9 protein-coding genes are annotated in these 11,538 nt (G+C 74.3%); 2 read left to right on the top strand and 7 right to left on the bottom strand.

Features of this window, described 5'->3' with window-relative positions; all coding sequences use genetic code 11:
• Positions 1-492: 492 nt before the first annotated feature.
• Complete coding sequence (locus AB0L34_RS30120) at positions 493-2,064, top strand: LLM class flavin-dependent oxidoreductase (RefSeq protein WP_363708626.1); 1,572 nt, start codon at positions 493-495, stop codon at positions 2,062-2,064.
• A gap of 61 nt (positions 2,065-2,125) precedes the next feature.
• Positions 2,126-2,554 (top strand): archease, encoded by a 429-nt coding sequence (locus AB0L34_RS30115; RefSeq protein WP_363708624.1) that lies wholly within the window; start codon positions 2,126-2,128, stop codon positions 2,552-2,554.
• A 9-nt stretch (positions 2,555-2,563) separates the two neighbouring features.
• On the opposite strand, the gene AB0L34_RS30110 is transcribed toward AB0L34_RS30115, so the two are convergent.
• From AB0L34_RS30110 to AB0L34_RS30080, 7 genes are all read right to left on the bottom strand, one after another.
• Positions 2,564-3,982, bottom strand: a complete 1,419-nt coding sequence (locus AB0L34_RS30110; protein ID WP_363708622.1) for an RtcB family protein — start codon at positions 3,980-3,982, stop codon at positions 2,564-2,566.
• A 28-nt stretch (positions 3,983-4,010) separates the two neighbouring features.
• The gene (locus AB0L34_RS30105) at positions 4,011-4,637 is read right to left on the bottom strand and encodes a GNAT family N-acetyltransferase (RefSeq protein WP_363708630.1); all 627 of its coding nucleotides are present in this window, start codon (positions 4,635-4,637) and stop codon (positions 4,011-4,013) included.
• A 98-nt stretch (positions 4,638-4,735) separates the two neighbouring features.
• Positions 4,736-5,605 carry a sugar ABC transporter permease gene (locus tag AB0L34_RS30100; protein WP_363708628.1) on the bottom strand — a complete coding sequence of 290 codons (870 nt, stop codon included), beginning with the start codon at positions 5,603-5,605 and terminating at the stop codon, positions 4,736-4,738.
• Between the two features lie 38 nt (positions 5,606-5,643).
• Positions 5,644-6,681 carry an ABC transporter ATP-binding protein gene (locus AB0L34_RS30095; protein WP_363708620.1) on the bottom strand — a complete coding sequence of 346 codons (1,038 nt, stop codon included), beginning with the start codon at positions 6,679-6,681 and terminating at the stop codon, positions 5,644-5,646.
• Positions 6,678-8,000: a sugar ABC transporter substrate-binding protein gene (locus AB0L34_RS30090; protein WP_363708618.1), complete on the bottom strand. Its 1,323-nt coding sequence runs from the start codon at positions 7,998-8,000 to the stop codon at positions 6,678-6,680. The genes AB0L34_RS30095 and AB0L34_RS30090 overlap by 4 nt, the downstream gene beginning before the upstream one ends.
• 28 nt (positions 8,001-8,028) lie before the next feature.
• A complete protein-coding gene (locus AB0L34_RS30085; protein ID WP_363708616.1) occupies positions 8,029-8,883 on the bottom strand; it encodes a carbohydrate ABC transporter permease in 855 nt (284 codons plus the stop codon).
• Between the two features lie 26 nt (positions 8,884-8,909).
• On the bottom strand, positions 8,910-11,538 hold a 2,629-nt coding region (locus tag AB0L34_RS30080; protein ID WP_363708614.1), incomplete at its 5' end, for an exo-alpha-sialidase.

Below are 11,538 nucleotides of genomic sequence, written 5' to 3'. Positions count from 1 at the left end.
GGATGCCGAAGGGGTCGACGGTCACCCCGGCGGCCGGCGCGGCCGACGCGGGCGGCGCGGGCCAGGCGGCGGGGACGGCCGGCGCCACCGCGAGGGCGGCGGCGTAGCGGATCAACGTGCGGCGGTTCGTCATGAGCGCCTGCTCCTCTTCCCGCGACCGCCGGAGGCACCGGCGGTCGAGCCGTAACGGTCGGATCCGGAATTGCAGCGGGAGCACCCGGGCGATCTGATGTCCTGCCCCGGACTCCGGGACCGACCCGTCGCGCGACGAGCACACGGCTCAGGGAGGGGCACATAACGGTCCGGTCCGTAAGGACCCTAGGGGGCCTATCTACCGGCGTCAACGCCCCGCCGCGGGGCAGCCCTCCGCCGGGCCACCGGGGCCCCTGCCCCGCCCCTCGGGATCGCCGGTCGGGGGCGGCCGACGTCCGCGCCCGGCATACCATCTGCCGTGCGGCTCGGCGCAGCCGCGGGACAGGGGGAGAGGCGGGCATGGGCGACTACGGGCACCCGTTGACCTTCGGGTCGTTCCTGACGCCCGGCAACGCCGACCCGGGCCGGGTGGTGGGCCTCGCCGTGCTGGCCGAGCAGGTCGGGTTCGACCTGGTCACCTTCCAGGACCACCCGTACCAGCCGGCGTTCCTGGACACCTGGACGCTGATGAGCTTCGTGGCGGCCCGGACCCGCAGCGTCCGGCTGGCCGCGAACGTGACGAACCTGCCGCTGCGCCCGCCGGCCGTCCTGGCCCGCAGCGTGGCGAGCCTCGACCTGCTCTCCGGCGGCCGGATCGAGCTGGGCCTGGGCGCCGGCGCGTTCTGGGAGGCCATCGAGGCCATGGGCGGGCGTCGGCTCTCCCCCGGGCAGGGCGTGCGGGCCCTGGCGGAGGCGATCGAGGTCATCCGTCAGGTCTGGGACGCCGACGCGCGCGGCGGCGTCCGGGTCGACGGCGAGTTCCACCGGGTGGTCGGCGCGAAGCGGGGCCCCGCGCCCGCCCACGACGTGGGCATCTGGCTCGGCGCGTACAAGCCGCGCATGCTGGCCCTGACCGGGCGCCGGGCCGACGGGTGGCTGCCGTCGCTGGGTTACCTCCAGCCCGGCGACCTCGCCCGGGGCAACGCCGCCATCGACGAGGCGGCCCGGGAGGCGGGCCGGTCCCCCGGCGACGTCCGCCGGCTGCTCAACGTGACCGGCCGCTTCACCGCGGTCGGCCGCGGCCTGTTGCAGGGCCCGCCCGAGCAGTGGGCGGAAGAACTCGCCGACCTCGCCCTCGGCGACGGGATCAGCACCTTCATCCTGGGCAGCGACGACCCCGAGGACCTGCGGCGCTTCGCCGCCGAGGTCGCCCCCGCCGTACGCGACCTCGTGGCCGCCGAGCGCACCGCCGCCACCGCGCCCGACGCGCCGGGACCGGTGCCGGTGACCGCCCCGACGGAGCCGCCGGTCGAACGCCCGCCCGCCGGGGCGGGAGCCTTCGCGGTCGTGCCGACGCCCGACGACGGCGTCCGCCGCAGCGCGATCCGGGTCTGGGACGAGACCACCCGGCCGACCGGCCCCGCGCCGGACCCCACCCGCACCTACACCCCGCACGACCAGGCCAGCGCCCAGCACCTCGTCGACGTACACGACGGGCTGCGGGCCGAACTCGCCCGCCTCCACGACCTCGTCGAGCAGGTGGGCGCCGGGCTGCTCGACGCGGGCACGGCCCGCTCGCACATCAACACCATGACGATCCGGCAGAACAAGTGGACGCTGGGCACCTACTGCGAGTCGTACTGCCGGGTGGTCACCACCCACCACACCCTGGAGGACCGGGGGATCTTCCCGCACCTGCGCGCCGGCGATCCCCGCCTCGCACCGGTCATCGACCGGCTGGAGCAGGAGCACCACGCCATCCACGACGTCCTGGAGCGGGTCGACCGCGCCCTCGTCGCGTTCGTCTCCGTCTCCGACGGGATGGCCGAGCTGCGCGCGGCCGTCGACCTGCTCAGCGACACGCTGCTGTCCCACCTCGCCTACGAGGAGCGCGAGCTCGTCGAGCCCATCGCCCGCCTCGGCCTGCGCTGAGCCCACCCCGGCCTGCGTCGACCGGCCCGCGCACGGCGGCCCGGTGACGGATGATCGGGGTATGGAGCGACGACCCGAGCGCGGGCACCGCTGCGTGCCGCACACCGCCGACGTCCGCATCGAGGCGTGGGCGCCGAGCCGGGAGGAGTGCGTGGCCGAGGCGGTCGCCGCGATGGTCGGGACGTTCGTCGACCCCGCCGGGGCACCGCCGGGCGGCGAGCGGGAGTTCCGTGCGCCGGCCGGCGACGACGAGGACCTGCTGGTGGCCGTACTCGACGAGGTGATCTTCCGGATGGAGACGGAGGGCGAGCTGCCGCTGCACACCGAGGTGGCCGACGACGGCGCCGGCGGCCTGACGGTGCGCTGGCGCACGGCGGGCACCGACGACGTCGAGCTGGTCGGGGCGGTGCCGAAGGCCGTCTCCCTGCACGAGCTGCGCTTCGGTCACGACGGCCGGGGCTGGTCCTGCGCGGTGACCCTCGACGTGTGAGCCGGCCGCTCAGCCCTTCACCACGCCGAGCGGCACCAGCCGGGCCACCTTCCGGCACAGCCCGGCGCCCTCGGCCGCCGCCACCACCGCCGAGACGTCCTTGTACGCGGTGGGCATCTCCTCGGCCAGGCCGCGCCGGGACGCGCCGCGCACCGCGATGTCCTGCGCCTCCAACTGGCCGCGCGGGTCCAGGCCGCGCTCGGCCTTCACGGCCTGCTTGCGGCTCTGCACCCGTCCGGCCCCGTGACAGGTGGAGGCGAACGCCGGCGCCCCCGGCACGCCGGTGAGCACGTACGAGCCGGTGCCCATCGAACCGGGGATCAGCACCGGCTGGCCGACGTCGCGCAGGTCGTCGGGCAGGTCGGCGTGGCCCGGGGGCAGCGCGCGGGTGGCGCCCTTGCGGTGCACGCAGAGCGCGCGCCGCTCGCCGTCGACGTCGTGGTCCTCGATCTTGGCGAGGTTGTGCGAGATGTCGTAGACCAGGTCCAGCCGGCTGCCGGTCACCCGGGCGAAGACCTTCCGGGCGGCGTCGGCCAGCAGTTGCCGGTTCGCCCGGGCGTAGTTGGCGGCGGCGGCCATCGCGCCCAGGTAGGCGCGGCCCTCGTGGGAGGAGACCGGGGCGCAGGCGAGCTGCCGGTCCGGCACGTGGATGTCGTGCCGGGCCATCACCTTCTCCATCGCGCGGACGTAGTCGGTGCAGATCTGGTGGCCCAGCCCCCGCGACCCGCAGTGGATCATCACGCAGACCTGGCCGGGGCGCAGCCCGAAGGCGGTGGCGGTGGTGTCGTCGTACACCTCCTCGACGGCCTGCACCTCCAGGAAGTGGTTGCCGGAGCCGAGGCTGCCGACCTGTCGCGCGCCGCGCTCGATCGCCCGCTCGCTGACCTCGGCCGGGTTGGCGTCGCCGACGGCGCCGTAGTCCTCGCAGCGGTGCAGGTCCCGCTCGACGCCGAAGCCGCGCTCGACCGCGTACCGGGAGCCGCCGCGCAGCACCGCGTCGAGTTCCTGACGCGAGGACAGGTGCCACACCGCGCCCTTGCCCATTCCGCGCGGGGTGGCCTCGCCCAGCCCGTCCATCAGCGCGTCGAGCCGGGGCCGCAGCCCGTCGCGGTCGAGGTCGGCGGCGAGCAGCCGGACCCCGCAGGAGATGTCGAAGCCCACCCCGCCGGGCGAGACCACGCCGCCGTGCGCGACGTCGGTGGCGGCCACGCCACCGATCGGGAACCCGTAGCCCCAGTGCACGTCGGGCATGGCGTACGAGGCGTCGACGATGCCGGGCAGCGTGGCGACGTTAGCGACCTGCTCCAGCGACTTGTCCGCCCCGGCGTCGGGCAGCAGCGACCGGGACGCGAAGACCACTCCCGGCACCCGCATCGGGTCGTGCCGGTCGATCCGGAAGCGGTACGGCGACTCCTCGACCAGCTCCATTCCCGGCGGCTACCCGGGCGAGCGGCCCTTACACCCGCGTACCGGTGTCGGCCCGCCCGGCCGGTCGGCGCATCGCCCACACGTGGGGACCGCCGTCGGGCACCTGGGCCTGGCCGGTCACGGCGAAACCGAGCCGCTGGTAGAACCGCACGTTCGGCTCCGACGACGTCTCCAACACCGCCGGCAGGCCGGCACGGTCCGCCTCCGCCAGGCCGGGCCGCAGCACCCGGGCGCCCAGCCCCCGGCCCTGGTCGGCCCGGCGCACGCCGACGGTGGCCAGCAGGAACGCCGGCTCGGCCGACCGCAGCGAGGCGCAGGCCGCGTCGGCGGCGAGCAGCGCCGCGTGCCGGTCGCCGGCCAGCTCGGCGTTGCGCGCCGCGACACCGGCCCAGACCTCGTCCGGCACCGGCCGGTCGGGGCGCAGCCACACCGCCACCGCGACCGGCCGACCGTCGGGGCCCACCGCCGCCCAGGCGTCGCCGTACGGCAGCCCGACCGCGGCGACGGTGCCGGCGAACATAGCCTCCAGCCGCTCCCGGTGCCGGTCGGCCGCCACCGTCCAGGCCGTCCAGGGGTACCCGTCGAAGGCATCGGCGAGCACGGCAGCCGCCCCGGCGGTCGACTCCGGCCCGATCCGGCGTACCTCGAACTCCATGCCGTCCTCCCCCTGCGCCGCCGCCTGGTCCGCGCAGTGCGCGATCATGTCACGGCGCCCCTGGCGGGCGCCCGGGAATTTCGGGCTCCCGCCGGGTTTCAGAGCCGGTAGAACGCGCGGTAGCGGCGGATGAGCCGCCACTGCACCAGCACCGCCGCCACGGTCAGCAGGATCATCACCAGGGTCGCGGCGGCGGCGTAGCCGTAGCGCAGGTACTCGAAGCCGGTGCGGTAGACGAACAGCGACAGGTAGGTGGTGGCGTACGGGGGCGGGCCGCCGTCGGTGACCACGAACGCCGGCACGAACGTGAAGTGCAGGCTCTGGATGGCGTCGCGCACCGCCAGCAGCCCGAGCACCGGCGCCATCAGCGGCAGGGTGACCCGGCGGAACACGTCCCAGCCGGTGGCGTCCTCGATCGCGGCCATCTCGTAGACGTCGCGGGGCAGCGCGCGGCGGGCGGCCAGCAGCACCACGAACGTCTCCCCCATGGTGAACAGGCTCATCAGGATGATCGCGGCCCGGGCGTCGGTCGGGTCGGTGAGCCACTGCGGCGGGGTGCGGCCCAGCGCGGTCAGGCCGTTCTCCCCGCCGGTGCGCAGCAGCTGGTTGATCGGGCCGTAGAGCGGGTTGAGCAGCCACAGCCAGAGCAGCCCGTAGGCGATCTCGGGCACCGCCGTCGGCAGCACCGCCGCCGTGCGGGCGGGACCGACCCCGAGGGCCCGGCGGTGCAGCAGCAGCGCCAGGCCGAGCGCGACGAGCACCCGCAGCGGTACGGCCACCAGCGCGAAGACCAGCGAGTTGGTCAGCGCCACCCGGAACACCGGATCGTCGACCAGCGCGGTGAGGTTGTCCAGCCCCACCCAGCGTGGCGGGCGCAGCAGGTCGTACTCGGTGAAGGCCAGCGCCAGGGTGACCGCGGCGGGCAGCAGCACCAGCCCGACCAGGCCCACCAGGTACGGCGCCAGCATCAGCGCCAGCTGCCGGCGGGAGCGGCGGTCCGTCGTCGTCACGGGGCGTACCGGCGGCCGGAGTCGGCGTGGAAGACGTGCACGTCGGCCCAGCGCACCCCGACGCGTACCGCCGCGCCGCGCTCGGGCCGGCGGGCCGCGGGCACCCGGGCGACGACCCGGTGCCCGCCGGCGAGGGTCAGGTACGCGTACGCGTCCTCGCCGACCACCTCGACCCGGTCGACGGTGGCGTCCGCGCCGTCGGCGGCGTCGAGGGCGACCGCCTCGGGCCGGAAGCCGATCTCCAGCTCCTCGGCGGCCGGGACGGGCGCGGTGCCCGACGGCACGAGCGCCCCCGCGGCCGGGAGCAGGTTCATCGCCGGGGAGCCGACGAAGCGGGCGACGAAGGTGCTGGCCGGGGTGCGCCAGATCTCGTCGGGCGTGCCGACCTGCTCGATCCGGCCGGCGCGCAGCACGGCGATCCGGTCGGCGAGCACCAGGGCCTCGGTCTGGTCGTGGGTGACGTGGACCATGGTGGCGCCCAGCCGGTCGTGCAGGGCGCGCAACTCGGCGCGCATCTCCACCCGCAGCGCCAGGTCGAGGTTGGACAGCGGCTCGTCGAGCAGGAACACGTCGGGCTCGCGGACCAGGGCCCGGGCCAGTGCCACCCGCTGCCGCTCCCCGCCGGAGAGCTGCCCGGGCCGCCGGTCGAGCAGGGCGGCGCAGCCGACGGTCTCGGCGGCCGCGCGGGCCCGGTCCCGGGCGACCGCGCGGGGGGTGTCGCGTACCTCGAGGCCGAAGGCGATGTTCTCGGCGACGGTCAGGTGGGGGAAGAGCGCGTACGACTGGAACACCATCGACACGTTGCGCCGGCCGGGACGGTCGGCGGTGACGTCCCGGCCGGCGATGCGGACCCGGCCGGCGGTGACCGGTTCCAGGCCGGCGACCACCCGCAGCACGGTCGACTTGCCGGCCCCCGACGGGCCGAGCACCACCAGCAGTTCTCCCCGGGCGACGGTCAGGTCCACCCCGTGCAGCACCGTCGAGCCGCGGTAGGCGGCGGAGACGCCCGCCAGGGCGAGGCCGGGGTCGCTCACCCGTGCTCGCCGCGGGCGAACAGGGGGCGGGTCTGCTGGTCGAGGTCGCGGATCACGTCGTCGAGCCGGTCGCCCCGGTGCATGGCGTTCTCCAGGATGCCGTACGTCACGTCCTCGATCTCGGGCCAGGTGGAGACGGTGGGCAGTGCCCGGACGGTGGGGATGGCGTCGAGGAAGACCTTCGCGCTGCGCGGCGGCTGGGCCGGGCCGAGGAACGCGGGCGACTGCGACACCCCGATGTGGGACGGGACGGTGCGGCCGGTGGCGGCGATGATGCGCTGGCCCTCCTCGGCGATGGCGAACTCCAGGAACCGCCACGCGGCGTCCTTGCGCTTCGCGCCCCGGGTCATGCAGTACGCGTCCGAGTGCAGCACTCCGACCTGTTCGGTGTAGACGGGCAGCGGGGCGACGTCCCACTCGAAGCCGGTGATGGAGCGGAACGTGGTGGTGGAGCGGCGGGAGCTCATCAGCATGGCGAGCCGCCCGTTGGCGAACCGCGACTCGTCGTCCTCGGCCTCGACCTCCTCGTCGGTGGGCACCACCCCGTACGCCAGCCGTAGGTCGACCAGGTTCTTCAGCGCCTCCCGGGCGGGCGGGGTGTCCAGGGTCAGGCGGGTCGGCCTCGCCGGGTCGTCGACGAGCTGGCCGCCGTTGGACCAGACGAACGGGGCGAGCCGGATGATGGACGGCTCGACGCCGAGGCCGTGCACGGCGGGGCGCAGCGCCGCGCCCTCGCTCTCGGTGGCCTTGACGACCACGCCACGGGAGTCGCGGGTCATCGCGGACGCGGTGGTGAGCAGGTCGTTCCAGGTCCAGCCGGCCTTCGGCTCGGGCACGCCGTACTTCGCGAAGAGGGTGCGGTTGTAGTAGACGGCGAGGCTGGAGACGTTCTGCGGCAGGCAGAGCTGCCGGTCCTTCCACCGGAACGCGTTCCACGCCACCGGGTAGTAGTCGGCCGGGTCGACGGCGTCGGAGGCGGCGAGCCGGTCGTCCAGCGGCTCGATGACGTCCTTGGCGGCGAACTGGCCGTAGAAGCGGTAGTTCATCAGGAACAGGTCCGGCGGGGCGCCGCCGGCCACCGAGGTGGCCAGCCGGGCCAGCAGGTCCTTGCGGTCGCTGGCCTCGACGAGTTGCACGTCGGCGCCGGGACGCGCCTTCTCGTACGCCTCGACGAGGGTGCGGTAGGCGGCGAGTTCCTCCGGCGCGCCGAAGACCAGCAGCCGCACCGGGCCGTCGTCGGACGACCCGGAGCCGGAACCGCAGCCGGTGGCGGCCAGCACGGCGGCGAGCAGCAGGGCGAGCAGCGCCTTCGGTCTCATCGTCGGTTCTCTCTCTCCGGTCGCATCGTCAGTCTCGTCCCGTCGGGTCGTCGTGGTGGAGGAAGCGCCGCTGGGCGAGCACGAAGACGGCCAGGGCCGGCACCGTGGCCAGCACCGCGCCGGCCAGGAACACCGGGAAGTTCGTCGGGTCCAGCACCGACAGGGAGCGCAGTGCCAGCGGCAGGGTGAACAGGTCGCGGTCGTAGACGTAGACCAGCGGGTCGAGGAAGTTCGACCAGGTGAGCACGAAGGTGAGCGCGGTGAGGCCGGCGGTGACCGGGCGGACCAGCGGGAGGGCGACCCGCCACCAGGTGCGCACCGGCGAGAGGTCCTCCACCAGGCAGGCGTCGTAGAGGTCCGCCGGCAGCGACCGGAAGGCCAGGTAGTAGACCAGGACGTAGAGCGGCGAGGTGCCCAGCAACGCCGGGGCGACCAACGGCACCAGGGTGTCGGTCAGGCCGAGCATCCGGAAGATCGCGAAGCGGGGCACCAGCAGCGCCGTGGCCGGCACCATCAGCGCCACCAGGGAGGCCGCCACGACGACGCCGGTGGTGCGCGGGGCGAGCCGGGCCAGCGCGAAGCCGGCCAGCGCGGCGACGAGCACGCTCAGCGGCACCGCGACGACCGCGACCAGGACCGAGTTGAGCGAGGCCCGCAGCAGCCCGCCCCACTCGACGGCCTGCTGGTAGCCGACGGTGGAGACCGGCTCCGGCACCAGCCGCGGCGTGGGCGGCGGGGGCAGGCCGGGCTCGGTGAGCGAGCCGGAGACCAGCAGCAGCAGCGGCGGGACGAAGACGAGCAGGACGAACGCCGCGCCGAGGGTGCGCCAGGCCCGGCCGGCCGCCTCGGGCAGCGGTGAGGGGCCGCTCGCGCGGCCCCTCACCCGGTCGTTGCCGATGGTCGACTTCCTCAGAGCGCGAGCTGCCAGGCGCCCAGGCCGTGCGAGGCGGCGTAGAGCACCCGCTTGCCGGGGACGACGGTCAGCCCGGCGACCTCGACGTTCGGCATGCCACGGGCCGCCTTCACCCAGGTCGTGCTGCCCCTGGCCAGCCGCAGGACACCGAAGTCGGTGGCCGCGTAGAGGTCGCCGGTGACGTCGTCGCGGACCAGGTCGGTGATCGGCTGGTCGCCGAAGTCGTACGACCGGTCGGCCCAGGTCGCGCCGGCGCCGGCCAGCTTCACCTCGAACGCGTGGCCGAGGGTGGCCGGGGTGTTCGAGTTGAACCCGCTGTAGGAGACCCATGCCCGGGCCGGGTCGGCCGGGTCGACGTGGATGCTGGTGACGAAGCGGTTGGGCGTGGCGGCGGTGTCGATCCGCGTCCAGGTGACCGCGGAGGCCGGCTCGGCGTCGACGTTGCGGGACACGAACACCCGCCCGGTGCTGGTGGCCGCGTACGCGGTGGACGAGTCGGTGGCGACCCGCTCGACCACCGAGACGGCGCCGCCGGCCCGGTCGCCCCACGCGGCGTCGGTCAGGTTGACCGTGCCCAGCGGCGCGAAGTCGCCGCACTGCGCCTCGAAGGTGCCGGTCCAGGTGTTGCAGATCCGGTCGGCCTCCGCCAGGCTCCGGTCGCCCAGGCCGAACGTCTTGGTCCGGTAGACGGTGCGGGAGGTGCCGGCGAACATCGTGCCGCTGACCTTCGGGTCGCTGATCACCGGGGCGTAGAACAGGGTGCCCGGGTGCCCGAAGATCGGGTCGGAGATCGAGATCCAGCTGCCCACGTCCCCGTTGTCGAAGTTCACCTCCGGCGAGGCGTCGTAGAAGGTGTGGAAGCGGAACTCCGGCTTGCCGACGTCGAAGCCGGACGCGCCGCCGTCACCGATCATCGTGTTGACCCAGCGGCTGCGCTGGCCCTTGTTCTCCCAGGTGCCGTTGTCCTGGGTGCCGCCCTGCAGCAGGGTGTGGTCGTGCGGGCTGGCCGACAGGCTGATGAACTGCAGCGTGTTCATGCCCTTGTTGATGCCGTCCAGCTTCGACGGGATCCGCGACAGCATCTGCCTGCAGCGGTCCTTCTGCGCCTGCGTGGCCAGGTTGCGGTCCGGGTTGTCGCACCAGGCCGACCGGTCCACGAACTCGCCGCTGGAGCGCATCACGCCGCCGTCGTTGGCCTCGAAGAACTGGTACGGGTTGCGCGGGTTGGTGACCAGCGCGTGCTGGTCGGGGTGCAGGCCGTTGGGGTGCAGTTCGTCGGTGCCGTCGTAGGTCATGTCGGTGCCGCTGACCCCGGCGTCGGTGGACAGCACCACCGCCCGCTTGTGGGCGACGGTCTCGCCGTAGACGTAGGAGCCGCCGGTGTAGACGATGTCGGGATGCCCGGCCGGAGTGTGCACGAAGACGTCGTACCAGCACTGGCCGGTGCACTGGTTGTAGGTCGCGAAGCCCGGGTCGGCCGGGTTGGCGCTGGTCAGGTCGGCGAACGCGGGGGCGCCGCCGGCCACGTCGTCGCTGCGGAACAGCCGCGAGTACGGGTTGCCGAGGTTGCCCTCGTAGACGTACATCCGGGTCTTGCCGTTCGGCAGGGCGGTCACGTCGATCGCGGCCCGGGTCTGGAAGACGGCCGGGTTCAGCGACGGCTTGATCTGCGTCCAGGTGGCGCCGGCGTCCGCCGAGCGCCACACGCCCCGGGCGTACGAGGAGGCGTAGACGACGTTCGCGTCACGCGGGTCGAGCTTGACGTAGCGCACCCCGCGCGGCGAGCAGGCGGCGGTGTTGTTGTACTCCGCGGCGCTGCCGGTGCACTGGGTGGCGTCGGCCGAGCCGTTGTGGATGAACCTCCAGCTCGCGCCGCCGTCGGTGGACTTGTAGAGGCCCCACTTCTCGGCGTCGGGCACCGGCCGCGTGACGCCGGTGCAGCAGGAGCCGGACATGCCCCGCAGCGCCGTGGTGGTGGCGACGTAGAGGGTCCGCGGGTCGCCGGGCTTGATCGTGATCTCGCCGATCCCCTTGCCGGCCAGGGCGTCCTTGCCCAGCGGGCCCTTCCAGGTGACCCCGCCGTTGGTGGACTTGTAGAGGCCGACGCCGGCGACGCAGCCGGAGGCGCAGGTGTTCGCCTCGCCCGTGCCGACGTAGATGGTCAGGCCGGTCCTGTCGTTCCGGTCGATCTTGACCGAGCCGGCGGCGTTGATGCCGAGCGGCCCGCCCAGGTAGAACCACTTCGGCTCGGGCGCGAGGACGTTCAGGGTGCCCCAGACGCCGCCGCCGGCCGGCGTGACGTAAGCCCGGCAGAGCAGGGCGTTGCAGTCCGGCGCGATGTCGATCGAGGTGACCCGGCCGCCCGCGACGTACGCGTTCGGCACGTAGTTGCCGGCGTTGCGGAACTCGGTGAACGGGTAGAGGGCCTCGCTCGGGCCGACGTTGACCCAGCCCCGGCTGCCGCCGGCGCGCCGCTCCGCGGCCGAGTACGCCGCCTTCGACCGGTCCATCTGGGCGATGCTGATCGTGTTGGCCGGGTACGCGCGCTCCAGGAACTCCTGCTGCGCGGCGTTGCCCGGGCCGTCCGGCGACATGCCGTCGTTGCCCGGCACGGCCTGGCGCAGC

Origin of the sequence: Micromonospora sp. NPDC052213 (assembly GCF_040679695.1) — a bacterium.
Lineage (GTDB): Bacteria > Actinomycetota > Actinomycetes > Mycobacteriales > Micromonosporaceae > Micromonospora.
The sequence above is the reverse complement of the archived record's forward strand: the minus strand, read 5'-3'. Positions and strand labels throughout refer to the sequence as shown.